Raw genomic sequence first — 21,767 nt, forward strand, 5'->3', positions numbered from 1 at the left:
AAAGTAGTCAGAAATCGAAGTCGAGCGTGAGCTCGGGGGCGGACTGCTCGACCGCGGGACTGCGGCCCAGGTCGGCCAAGCACTCATCAGGGTTGGCCAGTGCGGCGTCGAGGACCGTGAGGAGTTCGTCGCGGAACATCTCGACCGTGGGACGCAGGAAGAGACTCGTGGCGTAGGCCCAGCGGGCCGTAAAGCCTTCCGGAGCGTCCTCGATCTGCAGGTTGAGGTCGAAGATCGTGCGCCGGGTGGCTTCGAGGCTCCAGTGAGGCCGGCCACCGAGGAAGTCCACCTGGTGAAGTCCGGTGTCCTGCAGAGCGAAGAGGGTGTCGAAGAGCGGGTGGCGACTGAAGTCCCGCCCGCCGGCCAGCGATATGACGTCGTCGAACGGGTGGTCCTGATGGTCCGCCGCTGCCAGAGCGTGCTCGGCCACGGCTCGGAGATGTGCCCGGAAGGACAGTTCGGGGTCCGGCCGCAGACGCAGACAGAGCGTATTGACGAACATTCCCTGTGCCCGGTCCACACCCGGCAGATGACGACCGGAGACGGGCGTGCCCACAGTGACGTCGGTGCTGCCGGTCACCCGGCCGAGGAACGCGGTGTACGCGGCAAGGAGCACGTGGAAAGTGGTCACTCCCTCAGCACGGGCCAGTTCACGGGCCGACTCGCTGCGCTTTGCACCGAAGGTGAAATGGAGACAGTCGCCCTCGGTCCGGCGGACCGGAGGCCGTGGCAGATCCGTCGGCAGTCCGAGGGGCCTGACCGGTTCCCCGAAGGTCTCGGCCCAGAAGGCCCGTTGGGCCTCTGAGAGTCGCCGGCTCTCCGGGCCCGCCGTCCACTGCGCGAAGTCCCGGTAGGTCACTCCCGCTTCGGGCAGCGTTTCGCCGCTCATCAGGGCCGCCCACTCCTCCATGAGAAGAGCCAGCGAGAAGCCGTCGGTGAGCAGGTGGTGCACATCGAGAATCAGCCGGGTCCCGGTGCGGTGGCGAAGCAGCACCGCTCGCCACAGCGGGGCACGGTGCGGATCGAATGCCCGGATCCAGTGCTCGGTCCAGGTCTCAGGATCCTCCTGCGCGGTCAGGACGACCTCGTCCAGCGCCACCGGGATCGCGTCGTGCACGCGCTGGTACGGCTGCCCGTCCTCGTCCACGGCGATGTCGGTGCGCAGCACTTCGTGCCGGGCGGCCAGCTGCGCCAAGGTGGCACGCAACTGCCCGGCATCCGCCGGCCCAGGAAGGTCGACGAGAATCGGAAGGTTGTACTCCGTTCCGGACTGATCCTTGACCTGCTCGATGTAGATGCCTCTTTGCTGAGGCGACAGCGGGGTGCGCTCACTGGCGAGGCCCGGCCCCGGACCCTCGACGTCCGCGTCCGCTCCGTCCGCACCGCGGACGAGGTCGGCGAGTGCGGCGATCGTACGGGCGGCGAGCACCGCGGACACCGAGCACGCCACGCCGAACCGGCGACGGACACGGGCGGAGAGCCGGGTCGCGCTCAGCGAGCTGCCGCCCAGCTGGTCGAGGGTGTCCTCGGCGCCGATTCCGCGGACGCCCAGGACGTCCTCCCAGATGGCGACCAGGGCACGCTCGATCTCGTCGCGCGCGGCCTTCCCGTCGTCCGGGCTCCGCTCGATACCGACGGGCTCGGGTTCGGGCAACGCCGCCCTGTCCACCTTGCCGTTGGCGGTCAGCGGCAGCACAGGCATCACGACGATGTGCGCCGGCACCATGTGCGGAGGCAGCACCGGTTCGATCTCCGCGCGCAGACGTTCCGGCGCGAGGGATTCGTCTCCGGACACATACGCGCACAGGTAGCTGTCCGACGACTCGGGCCTGCGTCGCGCAAGGACCACCGCCGCACGTACATCGGGGTGGGTGAGCAGGGCGTTCTCGATCTCGCCCGGCTCCACGCGGAAGCCGCGCACCTTGACCTGGTGGTCGGTCCGGCCGAGGAAGTCGATGCTCCCGTCCGCGAGTTGACGCACCCTGTCACCTGTCCGATAGAGCACCCGGCCGGGCTCGAAGGGGTGTGGGACAAAGGCACGCTCGGTGAGTTCGGGCCGGCCATGGTAGCCGAGCCCCATTCCCTCGCTGCCCACGTACAGCTCCCCCGGCACCCCCGTCGGGAGCGGCCTGCGGTGCTGGTTCAGGACGTAGGCGGTGCTGTTGGGAAGGGGCCGGCCGATGGGCACACGGGCGCCGATCGGTTCGGTCACGGGGTGGCAGGTGGAGAAGACCACGTTCTCCGTCGGGCCGTAGCCGTTGCTGAGCTTGAGCCCCGGGTTGGCCCGCAGCACGGAACGGACGTGCTTCGTGGAGAGGACATCACCGCCGACGAGCAGCTCACGCAGCGCGCGGAACACGGTCGGATCCTCGTTCGCGAGCTGGTTGAACAGTGCCGAGGTGAAGAACGCAGTAGTGATCCCCTGACTGTCCAGAGCCAGCTTCAGCTCCTCGACGTCGAGGAAGGTCTCGCGGTCGAGTATGTGCAGCGTGCCACCGCAGAGCAGTGCGCCCCACATCTCCCAGACCGATGCGTCGAACCCGGTCGCCCCGATCTGGGCCATCCTGACGGAGGGGTCGAGGCGTACGTAGTCGACTCCGCGGACCAGGCGGACGATGCCCCGGTGCGGGACCATGACACCCTTTGGATGCCCAGTGGTTCCGGAGGTGTACATCAGATACGCGGCGGCGGCTGCGTCCTCGCAGACCCCTTCCTCAGCCACCGGCTCGGCCGACCAGTCCTGGCTGTCCATCGCGATAACGTGCCCATGGGCGCCCACGGCGCCCACGGCCCCGCTGAACCGGCCGATCAGCTCGGTCGTGGCCAGCACATGGTGCGCGCCGCTGTCCTTGAGGAGATACGAGACCCTGTCCGCCGGGTAGTCGGGATCCACCGGCAGGTAGATCCCCCCGGCCTTGAGCACCGCGAGCGCCCCGACGACCAGGTCGGGAGTGCGGGACAGCAGCAGGGCCACGGGCTCACCGGAGCGCAGTCCGCCCCGGCGCAGCGACTGTGCCAGCAGCGTGCTGCGGCGGTGCAGATCGGCATAGGTCAGGGTGGTGGTCCCGTGCACCACGGCGGGGTGGTCGGGCGATGCCTCGGCCCACTCGGCGAAGAGGGACTCGACCCGGCTGTCCTGCGGGTACGCGCAGGCCGTGTCGTTGAAGTGCGCCAAGAGCCTGGTGCGCTCGGCCGCGGACAGCGGGTCCAGTTCCTCGACGGGGCTCTGAGGGGCCTCGGCGGTGACGGCGAGAGCCGAGGCCAGATGGACGGCGTGGCGGGCGACCGCATCCGCGCGGCTCGCCTCAGGGTCGTGCCGTAGGCGGAGCAGAGGACGTCGGTTGCCCTCCACGAACTCGAGGACCAGCGGGCCGGAGGCAACGGAGCCCGCAGACGCCTCGTCCCGGCTGTGCACCAGGACAGGGAGCACCTGCGCGCCGGCTCTGTACGGCTCCGCGGCGTCGAGCGCCCGGCTCGCCGAACGCACCAGGTCGGCGAACCGGCACCCGGCGTCGACCGTGAGCCGGACCAGAAGGTCCTCTCCACCGCGCACGACACGGAGCGAGAGGGCCCGCCGGCCGGTGTGGTGATGCAGCAGTGCCGCCCAGGCCGTCAGTACCTCCGGCGCTCCCACGCCGGACGGGCACTCGACGAGGAAGGGCTCCGAGGCCGTGGCCGACTCCCCCACCGGGCCGTACGCTCCGGCCGGCGCCGGGTCGGCCGGCCCGGGCAGCCAGTCCAGCAGCGGCTCTGCTTCGGTGTCCCGCTCGCTCATGCCTGGCCGCCTCCGTTCAGCACCCGTGCGAGGCCGCTCACCGTTGGGTTGAGGTACAGCTCACGCATGGGCAGCGCGGGAAGCCCTCGGTCACGCATGGCGGCTGCCACACGAACCGCGTACAGCGAGTTGCCGCCGAGTTCGAAGAAGTTGTCGTCAGGAGTGACGGGCACCCCCAGGACCGTCTCCCAGACCGCGGCCAGCGCAACTTCGAGATCGCCCTCGGCGGGCCCGTTCGTCCCGGTCTCGGCGGTCGGCACCGCCCGGTCGGCCGGCGCGGCCGATCCGGGTAGCGCCACCGGTGCGGCAGGCTCCGGGAGCTTGCGGGCGTCCAGCTTGCCGTTGGCGGTGAGCGGCAGCGCGGTCAGCGCCGTCACCGTCGTGGGCAGCATGTACTCGGGGAGCACCTTGGCCGCCCGTCGCCGTACCGCCTCCGTGTCCCCGGCTTCCAGCACCACGTACGCGTCGATGCGCACCCCTGCGGCATCCTTCACCGGGTCACCGCCCAGCACCACGGCGGCCGCCGTTACCGACGGGTCGTCCAGCAGAACGTTGCGGATCTCGTCCAGCTCGATACGGAAACCGCGGACCTTGACCTGTGTGTCCAGCCGCCCCAGGTGTTCGAGCCGGCCATCGGGGCGCAGCCGGCCCCGGTCGCCGCTGCGGTACATGCGACCGCCGGTGAACGGGTCCTCCACAAAGCGCTGGGCAGTCAGTTCCGGACGCCCCAGATACTCCAGTGCGACGCCCTCGCCACCGACGTAGATCTCGCCGGGAACACCACAGGGCACGGGACGCCCGCGCTCGTCGAGGACGTAGAGGTACCAGCCGGGCATGGCCGGGCCCACCGAACGGGACCCCTCCATCGCCTCTCGGCGGGTCACGGTCTGAGCCGTCACGTGCACCGTGGTCTCGGTGATGCCGAACATGTTGACCAGACGGCACCGCGTCTCGGGGTACTGATCGAACCAGGTGCGCAGGGCACGGGTGTCCAGCGGCTCGCCGCCGAAGACCACCAACCGGACCACAAGCCGGTCCGCCCGGTGCCGGTCCGCCTCCATCAGCTGGGAAAACGCCGAGGGGGTCTGGTTGAGCACGGTGACTCGCTCACGCACGAGCAGCTCGTGGAACTCCTCCGGTGACCGGGATACCCAGTACGGCACGACGACCAACCGGGCGCCTGTGAGCAGCGGTCCCCAGATTTCCCAGACGGAGAAGTCGAATGCGCTGGAGTGGAAGAGCGTCCAGGTATCGTCGGCACCGAGACGGAAGTCCTCGCGCGTGGCAGCCAGCAGAGCGACGACGTTACGGTGCGGCACCACTACGCCCTTCGGGCGGCCCGTGGAGCCCGAGGTGTAGATGATGTACGCGGCCTCCTCCGGGCTCCGTCGCACCCCCGCACCGTCGATGGCCCCACCGTCGTACGCCTCGAGCTCGTCGGGCCGGATCCTCCGCAGCCGCTCGCCTCCGGGGAAGTCCGCCAGCTCTGTGACGACGACACGCAGCGCCGCGTCCTCAGCGGTGTATGCCAGCCGGTCGGCCGGGTAGGCGGGGTCCATGGGGACGTAGACCGCGTCGGCCTTGAGCACCGCCAGCATGGTGACCACAAGGTCGAGCGAACGCTCGAGGCAGACGCCGACCCGCTCGCCTGCCTCCACGCCGTTGGCACGCAGCGCGGCAGCGAAGCGATCGGCCCGCTCGTTCATCTCCGCGTAGGTCAGCGACTGCTCCTCGCACGTCAGCGCGAGAGCGGTCGGGTGAGCTGCGGCCTGGGCGGCGAACACCTCATCGATGCGGTCAGGGCGCCAGTCGAGGGACTTCACGGGCCGACCGAGAGCGACCATCTGCTGCCGCTCGGCTTCGTCCAGCAGCTCGACATCGGCGGGGGCCAGCTCTTCGTCCGCGGCGCTGAGCTGCTCGTAGACACGGGCCACATGGCGCGCGAAGCGCGTCGCCGAGTCTTCGTCCACATCCTTGATCTGGTAGTGGACCGTCAGCTGGAGAGCTCCGTCACCCGTGCGGGTCGGGACGGCGGTCAGGGGGAACAGAGCCGTCTGGCAGGGGAGATACGAGCCGCCCTGTGCCTCCAGCGCATCGCCGAGGACACCCGCGAGCACTCGGCCTCCGGCCTCCGCGACGAGTTCGGCATAGCGCGTTCGGTCGCACCATCCTCCGTCCCCGCCCAGGATCCGGCCTGCCTCGGCCACCAGTTCGACGGCGCTGCGCGCCCCGGACATGTCCAATGCGAGCAGCGCACCGGCATCGAAGGCGCCCAGTGCTCCTACGGGCCGTTCCGGGAATCCGGCCAGCGCGCCGAGAACCGGCGTGTCCTGATTCTCGTAGCGGCTCAGGACCAGCCCGACCGCCACTGCGACCGTGGCGAGCACGTCGGCCTGCGTCCCGTGGAGCGGCACGGCGACGATCCCCGTCCGGTAGCCCGCGGCGCCGTCCCCGACCGCCCACTCCACCCGGCCGCAGTAGTCCGCTTCCCGCCACCCCTTGAGCGCCTCGCTGTCCGGGGCGACCGCGCTCGCTTCCTTGAGATCGAACCGGTCCCGGGAGGCATCGCCGGTGACCACATCGGCCATGGACCGCAGCGACCGGGCATCGAAGCGCGAACGGTGGGCGACCAGCACCAGGTCGCAGGGCCCGTCAGCGTACTGGAGCAGGACCGCGCGCAGCCCGCCCCCCTCCGCATGCACCGGGCGGTACAGCTCCGACCGCAGGCGGCGCTGCGCCGTCGGAGAGCCGGAGGCGACCGGTACATGCTCGGTCCACAGCCGGGGAAGCCGGCCGGCATCGGCCTCCCCCCAAGTTCGAGCCGCGTCGTCGAAGGCTCGGGCCAGCTGGGCGGCGTCAGCACCGTCGGGCAACCGCACACTCCAGGCGTGGCAGTGCGCTGAGGGTGGGCAGTCGGCCGGAATGAGAAGAGTAGAGGCGGCGGAACGGGACACGGCACGATCTCCAGTGCAGAAGTGGTTCAAGGTCCGTCAAGCGGCAGACCGGCTCGGTGGGCGGCGGTCGGCGCGGGCGAACGTCGGCGGACGGGCGTCAGCGTGCGGTGAAGCCTCCGTCAACCGTGAGGACGCTGCCGGTGACCTGTCGAGACTCGTCGGAAGCCAGCCATACCGCTGCCGAAGCGATGTCGTCGGGCTCGATGAGTGCGTTCATCGGCTGCGCCTGCACGAAGGTCTCCTCGTGCTCGGACACGGGCACATCGAGCGAGCGGGCGATCTCCGACAGCATTCTCCCCTCGACCTGTGAGTCGTCCCTGACCGAGCCGGGGCACAGCGCGTTGACCCGTACCTTGCGGGGGGCGTAGTCGAGGGCGGCCGCTTTCGTCAGGCCCACAAGACCGTGCTTGGCAGCGACGTAGCCGGCGAAGTGCCGATAGCCGACGAGACCGGCCGTGGAGGCGACGTTGACGATGCTGCCGGAGCGCTGCTCGGCCATGAGACCACCCACGGCTCGGATCGTGCGCCATGCGCCGGAGAGATCGACATCGATCATCAGCTGCCACTCGTCCTCGTCGATCTCGTGCGCCGCCTTGCCCGAGGGCGCGGCGATGCCCGCGTTGTTGACGAGAACATCGATGCGGCCGAATCGCTCCACCGCCGTGGCCACCGCCGTCTCGACCTCGGGCATCTCCCGTACGTCCGTCTGACGGGCCAACACAGAAACGCCGAGCTCACGGCAGAGTTGGGCGGTGTACTCGAGCTGACTGGCCGAGCCCAGCGGGTAGGGCACCCCGGACAGGTCCTGTGCGATGTCGAGCAGAACCAGGTCCGCCCCTTCCCGTGCGAACGCGAGAGCACTTGCACGCCCCAGCCCGCGGGCCGCACCGGTGATGACTGCGGTCTTGCCGGACAAACGCATTGTCATCAGCTCTCCGTCGCCGAGAGCTTGGCACCTATCAGCTGCAGCAGATCAGCAGAACCGTCGGCCAGGTACATATGACCACCGTCGAGCTCCGCGGTGGTGAACGTACCGGTCGTGGCCTGCTCCCACTGTGCGATCTGCGCCGCATCCACCAGCTCGTCCTCGCGGCCTCGCAGCGAGGTGATCGACGCAGACAACGGCTTGTCAGAGGCAGGCCTGTAACTCTCATGCATCTCGACGTCCGCCCGCAGCATGGGCAGCAGGAGTTCCCGCATTTCCGGATTCTCCAGAGCAGGGTGTGAGTAGCCGGCGAAGCGGCGCACCTGCGCCAGGAAACCTTCGTCGTCCAGACCAGTGGCCCGGCTCTCCCTCCCGTTCCACGGCCCTGGGGAGCCGCTCACGAACAGGTGAGCCAGCCGCACACCCTCCATGCCACTGAGCTGGTGCGCCAGCTCGTATGCCAGCACCGCTCCAAGGCTGTGTCCAAAGAGGGCCACTCGGGCGGAGCCGTCAATCTGTTCCATCACCCACGAGCTTGCCTCTTCCGCGGCACGTGCGGCATCCGTGTGAGGGGCATCGATGAAGCGCTCCTCACGGCCGGGCAGCTGCACCGGCAGGATGCTCAATCCCTCGGGCACATGCTGTTGCCACTCCTTGAAGAAGGATGCGCCGGCACCGGCAAAAGGCAGGCAAATGAGATATGTCGGTTCCACGGACGAACCTCTCGTTCAGTCGTCAGGGTGCGGCAGGAACGCCTGCCGTGCGTGAGGGAGTGCGGTCTACTCAGAGACCGGAGTCAGAGGCACCGGATGGCGCTGCGACGAGCTCCAAGGCTGCGGAGATCTCGCTTGCGACAGCGGCAGCGTTCGCCTCGTCGAGCAGGTAGAAGTGCCCTCCGGGGAAGGTTTTGACCTGTACACCGGAATTCACGTGGGCATGCCATGAGGCCAGCTGGTCGACGGACACCAAGCGGTCTTGCATACCACCGAGGATCCGCACCGGGACGGCGAGCTTGCCCTTCAGGTTCTGTTGACCCAAGCGCGCACCCAACTGCAGATCCGAGCGGAGCAGTCCGAGTACGTATGCACGCCAGGTGGGGTCCGCCAGCAGTTCGCGAGGGGTCCCTTCGCCCAGCTCGACGATCCGCAGAAGGTCAGCGTCGGCCCATTCGTCCGGCCGCTCGATCCGGGACCCGCCAGGAAGTTGCGCACTGATCACCAGCCCTGAGCAGAGGGCCGGATCAGCAAGGGCCAAGGCGACTGCGACGGAGCCACCCAAGCTGTGCCCGAAGAAGACCGTAGGGCATGGCTTGAGGCCGGAAAGTTCCTGCCGGACCGCGCCAACCAGATTGGACGGATCAACCTCGACCGATTCTGCGAAGCGCCGCTCTCGCCCCGGGAGAGTCACGCCGAGAACTTCATACGCTCCGGGGAGCTGCTCCACCACGGGGGCCAACGCATTGGGGCCCGCACCGGAATGGGGGAACACGACGACGCGACCAGCAGGCTGATGCGGCCGCGGCCGTAACGGCGCGATCCAGAAACTATCGGACACCGGGCGCTACCCCCAGCCCAGATCGCGGACCGTTGCCGCTTCCGCGGCCATCCGCGGGCGAACGGCGGGCTGGGCACGCCCAGGGAGACGAGAAGTGATCATGGATCGTCCAAACGTGATGCGAGTGTGCGGCCCTTGTGGGGCGGCACCAACGTAAGCATCCGGAGACGAAAGGCCAAGATTCAAAGGCTGTCATGTTTCCGCCATCCGAAACACGACAGGGAACAAACATGGACTAAGATTCAGGTTCGTGACCATCCGTGAACCTAACGGCATACCTGGGCTTACACCTCGTGAAGTCGACATCTACATCCAGGCATGCGGCGACGGGAATGTTTGCGTAAGCAATCTCGAAGCTCGATCCGGCCTGCCCCGCACAGAAGTGCGGGCGGCGGTCGACCGCTTGCTCGCCCTGCGCCTCCTGCGGGGTGAAGGCAGCGAAGGCCCCTTCAGTGTGGTGCCACCTGAAAGCGCGAAAACGCAACTGATCACACCAGCACTTCAGGAACTTCGTCGCCGCGAAGACCAGGTGGATGCGCTTCGCATCACCTTCGACAGCCTCGCGGACGTATACGAATCCGCCTCCAGGGAACGCCTGCAGAGCACGGGGGGAGCACGTGAGGAGATACACGACCTCGCTGACGTGCGTGAAGCGATCACTGGCCTCGCTGCGGAGTGCGTGTCGGAGGTGCTGGCTTCGCAGCCCGGTGGAGCACGGCCCCCGGAAGTGCTGTACGAGTCGCTGGCCAGGACGAGTCAGCTCTTGGCGCGCGGCGTCCGGATGCGGACCCTGTACCAGCACAGTGCACGTTTCGACAGAGCCACCACGGCACACGTTGAATGCTTAACTGCGGCGGGTGCGCAGGTACGCACATCGGCCGTCGGATTCGCACAACTCATCGTGTTCGACAAGCAGAAGGCTCTGATGCCACTGCGCAACCGCCCTCAAGGCGCGGTACTGGTACGGGACCCCAGCGTTGTCGACTTCGCAGTCGCGGGGTTCGAGCACGCCTGGTCGGCAGCGTCCCCGTTCCCGCTTCGTCATAGCCGTCACCTCGTAGCCAAGACCTCAGAAGACACCAGACTCAGCATCATGCGACTGTTGGTGGACGGTGAGGAAGACAAGAAGATCGCTGCACGGCTCGGAATGTCGCTGCGGAGCTGCCAACGCCACATTTCCGAGATCATGAAGCGCCTCGGCGCCCGCAATCGATTGCACGCCGGCTATCTGATCCACGAGCGCGGTCTCTTGGAGGAGCTGGCCATCGATAGGGCCCAGCCCACGACTCACGGTGGCGAGACGCTACGGCCATATCCGGTGAGTAAAATTCATCGGCCCTTTGCCAACCCGCCAAGCCCGGTGGGGGCGTTGGACGGTGGGTAAGTGTGGTCGGGCACAGCGTGGCAATACGCGACGGTCCTCGCACGGCATCGTCTGCGCGACTGGCGGGCCATGCTTCGGGTACGCCTGCACGGCCGTCTCGGACCGCCATCTGTCGTCAGGGAGCCCAGAGTAGCGGCGGAGTCCAGCGCCCTACCCGCCCCTCCTGGTCACCGGGGCCTCGGCGCCCTGCGCCGAGGTTGGGTGCCTCGATGCCGGTCATCGTGGAGTACAAGCGCTCCCGCGATCAGAACGTCTTCTCTGAACTACTGACCTTCAATGCGTGACGTCGTTGTGAGGTCGGGTCAGTCCGGTGCCACTGAGGCGCCGTCGAGCACGTCGTTCCGGCGTTGCAGTAGGCGCGGTCCCCGGCGGACAGCGGTGATCAGCTCGTGGGGTTCGGCGAAAGCCCGGTGTGCCAGGGCGGTGTGTCGCAGGATGGACCAGACGCCTTCGACGGGGTGGAGATCGGGTGCATAGGGAGGTAACTGGTAGGCGACGAGCCGGTCGCGGTCGGCGATGTGGTTGCGCATGCCGGCCGCGAGGTGGGTGTTGACGTTGTCCCGGACCAGCACCAGGTTCCCGCCGAGCTGCCGGGGAGCGCTTTGCAGGAGATCGCGGTAGTCAGTCCGGGCAAAGGACTTGCGCCCGTCAGGACGCCGGTCGACGTGGGGCCGGTAGGTCAGCCGGGTGGGATGTCCGGGCTTGTAGCAGAGCAGGGCGGCGACCGACAGGCGGCGCCGGGAGCGGCGATGTACCCGGACGATCGGAGGGTGGCCACGGCGGCTCCAGGTACGGGTGGTGGGCGGCGTTATCGTGAAGCCGGCCTCGTCCTCGAAGACGAGCCAGGCGTCGCATGCCACCCGGGTCCTTCCACCCGCGGCCAGATTCCTTTCACCCAGCCGGCCCCCGCCTGCTCGTCCCCCTTCGGTCGCGCGGCGGGCGGGGACCTGGCGGGTCCAGCCGTGGCGCTTGAGCAGCACCGCAACCCCTGGATGGTGTAACTCTCATGGAGCCGGCGCCCGATCAGCGTCTTGCTCCGGGACAGCGTCCAGGACCGGTCCGGCCAGCCGTGCGCAACCGGGCCCTTCTCCAGCTCGATCTCCAGCACCGCGGACAGCTCATCGCTCAGCAGTGGCAGCGAGGCCGGCCCCTGGAGGCCAAGGGCCGCGGACCATCCTGGTTCCAGGCCTTCCGCCGGCGCCGCACCGAGCGGATGGTGATCCGCAGAGATCGGGCGATCGCGGCCGTCTCCTCGCCACGGGCAAATCGCTCGGCGGCTTCCCTCCGCAACATGTTCTCGCATGCCGTCCGGCACAAGCGGATACCGAGCAACCCGGTGAAGCAAGCGAAAAAGCTCGATAACCCGATACTCCCGGTGGACGAGCGATCGCTTCCCAGCCCTGAAGAGATCGCAGGGCTTCGAATCGGCGAATATCTGGGAGTCTTCCCCGAAGACATGTCGAGTGGCGCTTTGCGAGCTCGACGACAAGCGGGTCGCGTAAAGAACGCATCGGGTAAGTACGTCGCGAGTTGCGCGCCATTGAAGCATCGCCAAGAAGGAGAATGGCGCGACATCCCAGTTCCGGACTTCTTGGAGCATCTCAAATACCGGCTACCGATCCTGAATGAACGAAGCGGAATCCCGCATCGTGGATTGGCCCGTAAGTCATCGGACAGGGCAATCGAGCGACTCGGTCTTGCCGGGTACACGCCTCATGATCTACGGCACCAATGGGCCACGGTCACGCTGTCCAACGGCGCCGCCTTGCATGAGGTCTCCCGCTGGATTGGACACCGCACGATCAACACGACAGCGGCCAGCTACGGCCATCTCACCCTGGACGGGCGGGAGCGCTGTCGGCAGATCCTGGAGTCCACGTACCGGCCCCGTGCCGACCTCGTGGCGGCGACCGAGGAGGAGTGCCGGGCTGACTTGGTGCTGACTCTTGCCGTCAGAGCTCTCTAGCGTCATGGAGAGTGACTGATGCGACAAGGCCCTCATCCAGTTCAGCCGGGCGGTCCTTACGCCTCTCCCACGCCCTCGAACCACGTCGGCGCATCCTCCGTGGCCAGCTTGATTCGATGAAGAGCGAACTCGTCCAGCGGAGGAAGGGCATCGAGTTCGAACCAGCCGACTTCGAGTGATTCGTCATCGTTGACACGGGCTTCGCCACTCTCCGCACGGCACAGAAAGCACATGTCCATGAACTGGCAGCGGTCGCCGTTGGGGTACGTGACCGGCTCCAGCGCCTCGACCAGGAGGAGGCGTTCGGGGACGCAGTGGACGGCGGTTTCCTCGTGGACTTCGCGTACGGCGGTGGCGGCGGGCTGCTCGCCCGGCTCGGGGATGCCGCCGATGATCGACCAGCGGCCGTTGTCGACGCGGCGTCCCAGCAGCACCCGGCCCTCGTCGTCGAAGACGATGGCGCTGACGCCGGGCATCCAGAGCAGCTGATGGCCGGCGGTCGCGCGGATTTCGCGGATGAAGTCGGGTGTAGCCATGCCCCGCACCCTAGCGAGCCCCCCGGCAGGGGACGAAACGCTTCCGGAGCATTGCGGCCGGTTCTGCCTTGGGTGGGGGCACGGGGCCTTCGGGGGCGGCGCGGCACTTCGGGTGCGCGGTGCGGCGGTACCTCGGGGGCCTGCGCGGCGCCTTCGGGGCCTGCGTGACAGCGCCCCCCCGGGGCTGCGCGGCGCCCCTCGGGGGCTGCGCCGCGCCCTCGGGCTACACCGCTCCGCGGGCCGGCTTCGGCTGGAGGCCGAGGCGGGCGCGGATGCAGCGCACCGCGGCCTCCGCGTCGTCGACCGTGACGGTGAAGGTACGGCCGTCGCCGAGCCGCAGGATCACCGCCTCACCGCGGCGCACGATCACCCCCGTGCCCTGTTCCGGGCGCCAGCGGTAGCCCCAGCCGCCCCAGTGGCAGGGCGTGACGCGGGGCGCGAAGTCGACGTCGACCACGTGCGAGAGCGGGATGCGGCGGCGTGGCAGGCCCATGTGCCCGCAGCGCACTTCCAGGCAGTCCTTGTCGACCCGCACGGCCACGTGCACGAAGGCGAGCGTCCCAAAGAGGACGAGCAACCCGGCGGCGACACAGCCGACGACGGCCATCACCAGGGGAGTAATACCCGACGACCAGGCATTGTCGACTGCCAGCTCGATGCCGAGCGCCATACAGGCCGCACCGGCGGCGGCCAGCAGCCACTGGAAGCGATTGGTCGCGCGCCCGTGCCAGACGTCGGGCACGGAGGCACACGGCGAGTCGTCGCGCGCTGCGGACGACCGGTCAGGGGCGAGCGCGCCGCCGTCACCGTGCTCGGCGTGCCGGGCCGGGCGGGCGTCACTGCTGTCGGGGGCTGCTGCCCCCTCCTGGGGGTGGTCCCTCATGCTTGGCAGCGTACGCGTACTGGCTCCGCCCGGCAGCCGGCAGCGCGACTCTCTGTGACGCGTGAGGCAGGAACCGCCGACTGCCCGTTCAGGGACGGAGCCAATCGCCGAATGACGCGTTCCGTAACGGGCCGACTCCGTTGCGGCGCGGGCCCCGGGGTCGCCTACTGGCAGGCCGGTCCCGCGGCCGCCGGTTCGCCGTGCGCGCGGATACCGGAGAGCAGCCTGCCCTCTTCATAGGCGCGGGCCGCCTCCGGAAGCGCGGCGATGCGCCCACTGAGGATCACGGTCAGCTCCCCGCTGGGCGTCGCCGCGGGCGCCGGCTCGGCACCGATGCGGCGGAGCGCCTGGGCGGCGACGGCCTCGGCGGAACCGTGCAGCGTGAGCACGGGCCCCTCCGGGCGCTGCACCGCGTCCCTGATGCGGTCGGCGACCAGCTCGTAGTGCGTGCAGCCGAGGACGACGGTCCGTACGTCCGGTGGGGTGAGCGCGGCGGCGGCGGCGACCGCGGCGGCGATGGCCGCGTCGTCGGCCGCCTCGACCGCGTCGGCGAGGCCGGGGCAGGGCACCTCGGTGACGTCGATGTCCGCCGCGAAGGCCCGGATGAGGCCGCGCTGGTACGGGCTGCCGGTCGTGGCGGGCGTGGCCCAGATCGCCACCGGGCCGCCACCGGCCGCCGCCGGCTTGATCGCGGGGACGGTCCCGATGACCGGCAGGCCCGGCTCCAGCTCGGCGCGCAGGGTGGGCAGCGCGTGGACGGAGGCGGTGTTGCAGGCGACGATCAGGGCGTCCGGCTTGTGCGCCGCGGCGTTTCTGGCGACGGCGAGCGCGCGCTCGGTGAGGTCGGCGGGGGTACGCGGGCCCCAGGGCATGCCGTCGGGGTCGCAGGAGAGGACGAGGCCGGCGTCGGGGCGCAGCCGGCGCACGGCCGCGGCGGCCGCGAGCAGGCCCGCGCCGGAGTCCATGAGTGCGATCTTCACCCGGACACCTTACTCAGCGGGCCCCGGTACGGGCCGCACCGGGCCGGGTCCCCGGGGCCCGCCGCGCCATGGGGCAGACTGCCGGAGTGGCTGTGATGGCGTGGATCGCTGCGGCGTCTCTGGTGGCGTGGCTCTGGCTCCTGGTGGGCCAGGGCTTCTTCTGGCGGACGGATGTACGCCTGCCACCGGGCACGGCCCGTAGGGAGCGCGCCGCGCCTACAGAGGCTGCGGCGACGGACGGGCCCGGGGCCGGACGCTGGCCCTCCGTGGCGGTCGTCGTCCCCGCGCGGGACGAGGCCGGGGTACTGCCGGCGAGCCTGCCGTCCGTACTGGCGCAGGCGTATCCGGGACGGGCCGAGGTCTTCCTCGTCGACGACGGCAGTACGGACGGGACCGGCGAGCTGGCCCGGGCGCTGGCCGCCGAGCGCGGCGGGCTGCCGCTGACCGTGACCTCGCCCGGGGAGCCGGCCCCGGGCTGGACCGGCAAGCTGTGGGCCGTCCGGCACGGCATGGCGCTCGCCCGAGAGCGTACGGACGCGGAGTACCTGCTGCTGACCGACGCCGACATCGCGCACGGGCCGGACAGCCTGCGCGCGCTCGTCTCCGCCGCCCGCGCGGCCGATCTGGACCTGGTGTCGCAGATGGCGCGGCTGCGGGTCGCGGACTTCTGGGAGCGGCTGCTCGTCCCGGCGTTCGTGTACTTCTTCGGGCAGCTGTACCCGTTCCGCTGGGTCAACCGGCCGCGCGCACGTACCGCGGCGGCGGCCGGCGGCTGCGTAGTGCTGCGCCGGGACGCCGCCGAGCGGGCCGGGATCCCGGCGAGCATCCGGCACGCGGTGATCGACGACGTGACGCTGGCCCGCGCCGTGAAGCGCTCCGGGGGCCGGGACGGGGCGGGCACGGGGCGGATCTGGCTGGGACTCGCCGACCACGTGGACAGCGTGCGCCCGTACCCGCGCCTGGCCGACCTCTGGCGGATGGTGGCGCGCAGCGCGTACGCGCAACTCCTGCACAGCCCGTTGCTCTTGGCCGGCACGGTGCTGGGCCTCGCACTGGTCTACCTGGTGCCGCCCGTCGCGCTGATCGCGGGCGCGGTGGGCGGCAGCGCGCCGGCCGTGCTCCTCGGGGGCGCCGCATGGGCCGTGATGACAGGCACGTACCTGCCGATGCTGCGCTACTACAGGCAGCCGCCCTGGACCGCCCCTCTGCTGCCGTTCACCGCACTGCTCTACCTCCTCATGACGGTCGACTCGGCCGTGCAGCACTACCGGGGGCGCGGCGCTGCCTGGAAGGGGCGGACGTACGGGGCGCCGCCTACAGGGGAGGCGTCGGAGGGCGCTTAGCCACGGGCGGCTGTCTCACTTCCGCCCCGGTGCCCACCGCATCCCCCACCCGTACGCCTGGTCCACCGTGCGCTGCGGGCTGACGCCCCGTTCGGGGACGAGATAGCGGGCCTCGCGCTGGACGACCAGTTCGGTGCCGGTGTTGATGAGCAGCGCCAGGGCGCACACGTTGGACGGGACGGTGCACTCGTCGAGGGAGAAGTCGATGGGGGCGCCGCGCTGCGGTGTGAGGGTGACCGTGGCGTTCAGGTCGGCGAAGCTGCGCGCGCCTTCGTAGATGGTGACGAAGAACAGGATCCGCTTGATGAGGCGCTGCTGGTCGAGGTTGACCGTGAGGTTCTCGCCGACGGCCACGGCGCCGGTGCGGTCGTCGCCGTCGAGGTGGATGAACGGCGGGGTGTCCAGGGCCCCGAAGGCGTTGCCCAGGGCCTGTACGACGCCCTTGCTGCCGTCGGTCAGCTCGTACAGCGCGCACAGGTCGAGATCGAGAGCCGCGGGGCCGGCGAGCGCCCGGCTGAGCTTGCGGCCCCATCCCGACCCCGATCCCGAGGGTGCAGGGCGGGTCTGCCAGTTGAGGTTCACTCGCATCGCGCCCGAAGTGCCCCCTTGCTTCGTCAGCGAAACGGCGGGGGCGTCCTTCGTCAGGGTGACTTTTGACAGGCGTACAGGGGTGGGGGCGGGCGCGCCTGCGCCATGCGCCGGGGGCGCGGGAGTTGACGCAGCGGGTTGACCTTGAGGCACATCGTGCGCCGGCGCGGGCGCTGCCGGCGCGGCCGGCCCTGCGGGCGCCGTCCCTGGGTCGTCCACACTGATCCCGTAGTCCGTGGCGAGCCCGGCGAGTCCGCTGTCGTACCCCTGGCCGATCGCCCGGAACTTCCAGCCGCCCTGCCGCCGGTAGAGCTCGCCGAGTACGAAGGCGGTCTCCACGGTGGCGTCCTGGCTGTCGAACCGCACGAGCTCGGCGCCATCGGAGGCCGCGGGCACAGTGCTACCGGGGCCCGCGCCCGTCGCGTCAAGGATTCGCACGCTCAGCCCGGGCACCTGACCGAACGTTCCGGCGTCCGCGGAGGCCGCGAGCACCACCCGCTCGACGGCCGGCTCCACGGCGGTGAGGTCGACGGCGAGGGTGTCGGTCGCCGTGCCCGCCGCCGCCCGCTTGCCCTCGTGGCGCACGGCGCCCGAAGCATGCACCGGCTGGTTGTAGAACACGAAGTCGCCGTCGTCGCGCACCTTCCCGCCGCTCAGCAGCAGCGCCGAGGCGTCCACGTCCGGGACGCCGCTTCCGGTACGCCAGCTCAGCTCGATCCGTACCGCTCCGGCATCCACCGGAGCGTTGCCCCCCTTGGGCATCGACATGGCCGCCTCCTTCGGATTCGCGCTCCCGCTTCGCGGCGCGCCGCCCTCCCAACCTAGGGGTTCTCCGACGGCCCTTGGACGCCTCGGAGAAGGCAAGATTTCACCTCCCAGCGAGCCGGCCTTTACACGATTCAAACGGGCGTTGGCGACCGATTTTCCCAAGTTCGCTCACATTAGTGAACCGCAACCACTACCGACACGTAAAACAACCCTCTTTTCAGGCTCCCCAACCAGCACATCGTGGGCTTAACTTAAGAGGCATGACCTCCCCCCGCTCTACCTACGGCGGCGGCTACTACGCTTCGCCTTCCTTCCCGGACACCCCGATCTACGACAGCCTCGTCGCCGAGCGCGGCACACCCCAGATCGCGCCGATCAGGGTCCAGCCTCCGTACGACGCCGGCTCGTCCTCGTCCTACTCGTCGCCGGCCCTGCCGGCGCTGCCCGCGCTCCCTTCCGGCCCCTCCGCGGCCCCCGCCCAGCACGGCTACCCGGGCCAGGCCCCGATGCAGCCCGCACCCGCGCCCTACATCCCGCAGCAGGCCGCCGGCCCCCAGGGGTACCCGGCCCAGCAGCAGCCGCGGCGCCCGATGAGCACGGGGTACGAAGCGATGCGCCCGGCGGCCCCGGTCGCGCCGCGCCCCGCTCCGTACGAGGATCCGTACGGCCGTCCGCAGCATCCGCGGGGTTACTGACGCGCCCGCTCGGCCAACTGTCCGGCCGCCCGGTCAAATGTCCGACCCGGCTGGCAGGATGGGCACATGCCGAACTCGCGCCTCCGTGCCCTCCAGCTGTATCCGGTGAAGTCTCTTGCGGGGACCTCCCCCGACTCGGCCGCCGTGGAGCCATGGGGCCTGGCCGGGGACCGGCGCTGGCTGCTGGTCGACGAGGAGCGGCGGCATGTCACGCAGCGGTCCCGGCCGCGGCTGGCCCTGGCCGTCGCGGAGGCGCGGCCCGACGGGGGAATCGGGCTCAGCGCGCCGGGGATGCAGAACCTGTCCGTGGAGGTTCCTGCCCCCGGCGCGACCGTGCCGGTGCAGGTCTGGCAGGACAAGGTGGACGCCGTGCCCGCGTCCGCGGAGGCCGCCGAGTGGTTCAGTACGTACCTGGGCACCGAGGTCACGCTCGTTCACATGGACGCCCCTGCCGTGCGCCGGTCCGTGCACCAGGACTACGCGCGCCCCGGTGACACGGTGAGCTTCGCCGACGCCTTCCCGCTGCTGCTCACCACGTCGTCCTCGCTGGACGCGCTCAACTCCCTGATCGCCCAGGGAGACCACGCCGACGAGGGCCCGCTGCCCATGGACCGCTTCCGGCCGAACGTCGTCATCGAGGGCACGGCCCCCTGGGCCGAGGACGGCTGGAAGCGGGTGCGGATCGGCGAGATCACCTTCCGGGTCGCCAAGCCCTCCGGCCGCTGCGTGGTGACCACCACCGACCAGCGCACCGCCGAGCGCGGCAAGGAGCCGCTGCGCACGCTCGCCCGCCACCGCCGCTTCGGTGACGACCTGGTGTTCGGGCAGAACCTCATACCCGAGTCGCGCGGCACGCTCCGTGCCGGCGACCCCTTCGAGGTCCTGAGCTGACGTCAGCCCGTGTCCTTACCCAGCCGCCACCCCGTCTCCGCGGTTTCCGCGCACCGCCGCGCCCCGCTCCCGCCGACCCGGCGCAGCCGCCCCCGACGAGCGCGTTGCGGGGCCCTGTCCGGCCTGCATAAGGTGACCGCATTGCGGTGGCGACAGGGAGATTCAGGTGCCCATTCCTGCCGGGGACCCGGCGCGCGATCGCGTCATCCCGGTGCATCAGATGCGCCCCGGCGATCACGCTTTCGTCAGTTACGACGACGACGAGATCCGCTGGGACGTTCTCACGGCCTTCACCCGGCTCGGCCTGGCCCGCGGCGAGCGTGTGATCGTCTTCCCGCGCCCCGGCCTGCCCGAGGAAGAGGTCCTGGCGCGGCTGGACTTCCCCAACCGCACGACGGCGACCGCCCGCATCAGGGGCCAGTTGGTGCTCAGCAGCATGCGCCGCCTCATCAGTCCCGATCCCGCCTTCACGGCCGACCGGCAGTGGAGCCGGCTCCGCGAGGAGACCGCGCAGGCCGTCGCGGAGGGGTACACGGGCCTGCGGGCGTTCATCGACATGCACTGGGTGCCGGACCTCGGCGCGGACGTGCACACGATGATGCACCGCGAGTCGAACGCCGACGAGCTCTTCAAGGGCCGCCCGTACAGCGAGATCTGCGCGTACGACCGACGCTGGTTCGCGCCGGAGGTGCTGACGGCCATGGCTGAGGCGCACCCGCGTAACCTCCTCGAACAGCTCGGCGCGCTGCATACGGAGCGGGCATCGGACGGCGCGCTGCGCTTCGTCGGCGAGGCCGACGCCGCGACGAAGCAGTCCTTCCTCACCGCCCTGGAGCTCGCCGTGGCGCAGGGCTCGGTTGCGGGCCGGCTCGCCCTGGACCTGAGCCGGCTGCACTTCCTGTCGGTCGGCTGCGCCACCGGCCTCCTCACGCTCGTCCAGAAGGCGAGCGGCCTCTCCCGGGTCGAGGTCCGGGGCGACCCGGTACAGCTCCGCACGCTCCAGCGGCTGGGAGCGGCATCGATTTCGCGGCTGACGCTGTCGGAGGTGACGCGACCGTGCTGATCCCCGAGTCCGCTCGTTCCCAGGGCGCCGGCGACGAACCGAGCGTCAGGTACCTGCTGCAGCGGCGCTTCACCGCCCGGCTGCTCCCGCAGGTGCGGCTGCTCGTCGAGGAGTGCGCGGCCCGTGAGGGCCTGGCCGAACCGCGGCGCGGGGAGTTCGTGCTCGCGGTGGACGAGGTGGCCGGTAACGCCGTCGAGCACGCGGGCGGCAGCGGCCGGCTGGTCCTGCGCCGGATCGGCGACGAACTGGAGTGCCTGGTCATCGATTCGGGCCCGGGCTTCACGGAGGCCGTCATCCCCGAGCTGCTGCCGGGCCTGGACGGTGCGCCCACGGGGCGCGGGCTGTGGATGGCGCGGCTGGTCGCCGACCGGCTGACGATCGCCGCGGGCGCGGCCGCCGGCGCGGTGGTCACACTGGCGGTACGGGTGCACTGAAACACCTCCGGGAAGGCCCCTGGACGGCCGCTGAACGCTCTTGAGCGACCTTTTGCGCCCCAGGGCCACCCCACGCGCACCTGCGGCCCTCTCCCGGCCTCTCCGCCGCACGCACGCCACCCACGGCCTCGCCCGCGGCGGCGATAGAGTGACGGTCCGTACGAGTCCGTGGTTTTGCAGGCTCTTCATGAACACCGCGCATGAAGGGCCCGGAATGAGGTAGTTACGGACACGGAAGGGGGTGCCGGACCGTGCGAGCGATGAGTGGACTGTGGCGTTGGCGGCGTAATCCGCTGCGGCGCAGGACCGATCTCGCCGAGGCGTGGCTGGCGCTGGGCGCCGCCCTCCTGATCGTGTTCGGGGCCTCCGCGGCCGGCTGGGCGACCGCCCGGACCGCCGGCGACACGCTCCTGGACACCGTACGGACCCAGCACGCCCAACGGCACCTGGTGCGGGTCCAGGTGGACCGGCTGCTGCCGCATCCCCCCGTGGATCCCGACCCCGAAACGGCCACCCAGCGCGACGCGCACCGCAAGGTACTGGCCAACTGGCGCGGCGTGGACGGCAGCCGGCACATCGGGGCCGTCGCTGCGCCGCATCCGGTGGTGCCCGGCGACCGCTTCCGGATCTGGACCGACGGCCGCGGCCGGGTCATGCCCCGCCCGATGGACGTGACGACCGCGAACTCCCATGCGGTGCTCGCCGGCCTGGGCGCCGCGGCGCTGGCCGGCGCCGCGGTCGAGGGCTGCCGCAGGCTGGTGCTGTGGCGGCTGATGCACCACCGGTACCGCCGCTGGGACGAGGAGTGGGAGCGCGCGGGCCAGGACTGGGGACGGGCCGGCGCCGGCAGCTGAGCACGCGCCGCCCGCAGGGCACGGAGTGCGTCACCGCCCGTAGGACGAGGTGCCGACCACGTCAACTGCCGTACGCCGAGCGCGCTACGGTGGTGCAGCCAGCCGCTCGGCTGGGGCCTGCGCAGCCCGTACGCGGACATATCCGTGCGTACCACCGCGGGCCGGAAACAGCCG

The 21,767-nt window shown here is 70.3% G+C and carries 19 protein-coding genes; 8 read left to right on the forward strand and 11 right to left on the reverse strand.

The window, feature by feature from the left end; translation table 11 throughout:
• Window positions 1–7 precede the first annotated feature (7 nt).
• From IF04_RS0104345 to IF04_RS37100, 5 genes are all read right to left on the reverse strand, one after another.
• On the reverse strand, window positions 8–3,775 hold the full coding sequence (locus IF04_RS0104345) for a non-ribosomal peptide synthetase (RefSeq protein ID WP_051830679.1): 3,768 nt from the start codon (window positions 3,773–3,775) through the stop codon (window positions 8–10).
• On the reverse strand, window positions 3,772–6,648 hold the full coding sequence (locus IF04_RS0104350; RefSeq protein WP_425428361.1) for an amino acid adenylation domain-containing protein: 2,877 nt from the start codon (window positions 6,646–6,648) through the stop codon (window positions 3,772–3,774). Before IF04_RS0104350 ends, IF04_RS0104345 begins: the two co-directional genes overlap by 4 nt.
• Window positions 6,649–6,826: 178 nt before the next feature.
• Window positions 6,827–7,651, reverse strand: coding sequence for a mycofactocin-coupled SDR family oxidoreductase (locus tag IF04_RS0104355; RefSeq protein ID WP_030251123.1), 825 nt, complete (start codon window positions 7,649–7,651; stop codon window positions 6,827–6,829).
• Between the two features lie 5 nt (window positions 7,652–7,656).
• A complete protein-coding gene (locus tag IF04_RS0104360) occupies window positions 7,657–8,367 on the reverse strand; it encodes a thioesterase II family protein (protein WP_030251125.1) in 711 nt (236 codons plus the stop codon).
• Between the two features lie 70 nt (window positions 8,368–8,437).
• Window positions 8,438–9,208 (reverse strand): alpha/beta fold hydrolase, encoded by a 771-nt coding sequence (locus IF04_RS37100; protein ID WP_078599831.1) that lies wholly within the window; start codon window positions 9,206–9,208, stop codon window positions 8,438–8,440.
• Window positions 9,209–9,458: 250 nt separating this feature from the next.
• On the opposite strand from IF04_RS37100, the gene IF04_RS0104375 reads away from it, so the two are divergent.
• Window positions 9,459–10,592 (forward strand): helix-turn-helix transcriptional regulator, encoded by a 1,134-nt coding sequence (locus tag IF04_RS0104375; RefSeq protein WP_157847605.1) that lies wholly within the window; start codon window positions 9,459–9,461, stop codon window positions 10,590–10,592.
• Between the two features lie 302 nt (window positions 10,593–10,894).
• On the opposite strand, the gene IF04_RS0104380 is transcribed toward IF04_RS0104375, so the two are convergent.
• Complete coding sequence (locus tag IF04_RS0104380; RefSeq protein ID WP_106975536.1) at window positions 10,895–11,452, reverse strand: transposase; 558 nt, start codon at window positions 11,450–11,452, stop codon at window positions 10,895–10,897.
• 265 nt (window positions 11,453–11,717) lie between these two features.
• Complete coding sequence (locus IF04_RS40215; RefSeq protein ID WP_342668114.1) at window positions 11,718–12,167, reverse strand: helix-turn-helix domain-containing protein; 450 nt, start codon at window positions 12,165–12,167, stop codon at window positions 11,718–11,720.
• On the opposite strand from IF04_RS40215, the gene IF04_RS39495 reads away from it, so the two are divergent.
• A complete protein-coding gene (locus tag IF04_RS39495; protein WP_245654300.1) occupies window positions 12,049–12,558 on the forward strand; it encodes a tyrosine-type recombinase/integrase in 510 nt (169 codons plus the stop codon). The genes IF04_RS40215 and IF04_RS39495 overlap by 119 nt on opposite strands.
• Before the next feature lie 56 nt (window positions 12,559–12,614).
• Here the strand turns inward: IF04_RS39495 and IF04_RS0104390 are convergent, their stop codons facing one another.
• The 3 genes from IF04_RS0104390 to IF04_RS0104400 form a co-directional block, all read right to left on the reverse strand.
• Window positions 12,615–13,094 (reverse strand): NUDIX hydrolase, encoded by a 480-nt coding sequence (locus IF04_RS0104390; RefSeq protein WP_030251141.1) that lies wholly within the window; start codon window positions 13,092–13,094, stop codon window positions 12,615–12,617.
• A 223-nt stretch (window positions 13,095–13,317) separates the two neighbouring features.
• Complete coding sequence (locus IF04_RS35505; protein WP_030251144.1) at window positions 13,318–13,977, reverse strand: hypothetical protein; 660 nt, start codon at window positions 13,975–13,977, stop codon at window positions 13,318–13,320.
• 164 nt (window positions 13,978–14,141) lie between these two features.
• Entirely contained in the window at window positions 14,142–14,957 is an 816-nt protein-coding gene (locus IF04_RS0104400; protein ID WP_030251147.1) for a glutamate racemase, read from the reverse strand.
• A gap of 95 nt (window positions 14,958–15,052) precedes the next feature.
• Here IF04_RS0104400 and IF04_RS0104405 point away from each other — a divergent pair, with 95 nt between their 5' ends.
• Window positions 15,053–16,300, forward strand: coding sequence for a glycosyltransferase (locus IF04_RS0104405; protein ID WP_037958266.1), 1,248 nt, complete (start codon window positions 15,053–15,055; stop codon window positions 16,298–16,300).
• A gap of 15 nt (window positions 16,301–16,315) precedes the next feature.
• Here IF04_RS0104405 and IF04_RS0104410 read toward each other — a convergent pair whose 3' ends face one another.
• Window positions 16,316–17,656, reverse strand: coding sequence for a TerD family protein (locus tag IF04_RS0104410; RefSeq protein WP_030251152.1), 1,341 nt, complete (start codon window positions 17,654–17,656; stop codon window positions 16,316–16,318).
• 260 nt (window positions 17,657–17,916) lie between these two features.
• Here IF04_RS0104410 and IF04_RS0104415 point away from each other — a divergent pair, with 260 nt between their 5' ends.
• The 5 genes from IF04_RS0104415 to IF04_RS0104435 all read left to right on the forward strand — a co-directional run bounded on the left by IF04_RS0104415 (window position 17,917) and on the right by IF04_RS0104435 (window position 21,593).
• Window positions 17,917–18,351 carry a DUF6643 family protein gene (locus tag IF04_RS0104415; RefSeq protein ID WP_030251157.1) on the forward strand — a complete coding sequence of 145 codons (435 nt, stop codon included), beginning with the start codon at window positions 17,917–17,919 and terminating at the stop codon, window positions 18,349–18,351.
• 66 nt (window positions 18,352–18,417) lie between these two features.
• Entirely contained in the window at window positions 18,418–19,242 is an 825-nt protein-coding gene (locus tag IF04_RS0104420) for an MOSC domain-containing protein (protein ID WP_030251161.1), read from the forward strand.
• Window positions 19,243–19,408: 166 nt separating this feature from the next.
• Window positions 19,409–20,305, forward strand: coding sequence for an MEDS domain-containing protein (locus tag IF04_RS0104425; RefSeq protein WP_245654269.1), 897 nt, complete (start codon window positions 19,409–19,411; stop codon window positions 20,303–20,305).
• Entirely contained in the window at window positions 20,299–20,739 is a 441-nt protein-coding gene (locus IF04_RS0104430) for an ATP-binding protein (RefSeq protein WP_030251166.1), read from the forward strand. Before IF04_RS0104425 ends, IF04_RS0104430 begins: the two co-directional genes overlap by 7 nt.
• A gap of 260 nt (window positions 20,740–20,999) precedes the next feature.
• Window positions 21,000–21,593: an Rv1733c family protein gene (locus IF04_RS0104435; RefSeq protein WP_078599837.1), complete on the forward strand. Its 594-nt coding sequence runs from the start codon at window positions 21,000–21,002 to the stop codon at window positions 21,591–21,593.
• Window positions 21,594–21,767: the final 174 nt, after the last annotated feature.

Source organism: Streptomyces violens, from assembly GCF_000717745.1.
Taxonomy (GTDB): domain Bacteria; phylum Actinomycetota; class Actinomycetes; order Streptomycetales; family Streptomycetaceae; genus Streptomyces; species Streptomyces violens.

Coding starts and splice junctions, on each gene's coding strand:
- IF04_RS0104345 (WP_051830679.1), bottom strand. CDS start 3,775: ATGAGCGAGCGGGACACCGAAGCAGAGCCGCTGCTGGACTGGCTGCCC.
- IF04_RS0104355 (WP_030251123.1), bottom strand. CDS start 7,651: ATGCGTTTGTCCGGCAAGACCGCAGTCATCACCGGTGCGGCCCGCGGG.
- IF04_RS39495 (WP_245654300.1), top strand. CDS start 12,049: ATGTCGAGTGGCGCTTTGCGAGCTCGACGACAAGCGGGTCGCGTAAAG.
- IF04_RS40215 (WP_342668114.1), bottom strand. CDS start 12,167: ATGTCGCGCCATTCTCCTTCTTGGCGATGCTTCAATGGCGCGCAACTC.
- IF04_RS0104390 (WP_030251141.1), bottom strand. CDS start 13,094: ATGGCTACACCCGACTTCATCCGCGAAATCCGCGCGACCGCCGGCCAT.
- IF04_RS35505 (WP_030251144.1), bottom strand. CDS start 13,977: ATGAGGGACCACCCCCAGGAGGGGGCAGCAGCCCCCGACAGCAGTGAC.
- IF04_RS0104405 (WP_037958266.1), top strand. CDS start 15,053: ATGGCGTGGATCGCTGCGGCGTCTCTGGTGGCGTGGCTCTGGCTCCTG.
- IF04_RS0104410 (WP_030251152.1), bottom strand. CDS start 17,656: ATGTCGATGCCCAAGGGGGGCAACGCTCCGGTGGATGCCGGAGCGGTA.
- IF04_RS0104415 (WP_030251157.1), top strand. CDS start 17,917: ATGACCTCCCCCCGCTCTACCTACGGCGGCGGCTACTACGCTTCGCCT.
- IF04_RS0104420 (WP_030251161.1), top strand. CDS start 18,418: ATGCCGAACTCGCGCCTCCGTGCCCTCCAGCTGTATCCGGTGAAGTCT.
- IF04_RS0104435 (WP_078599837.1), top strand. CDS start 21,000: ATGAGTGGACTGTGGCGTTGGCGGCGTAATCCGCTGCGGCGCAGGACC.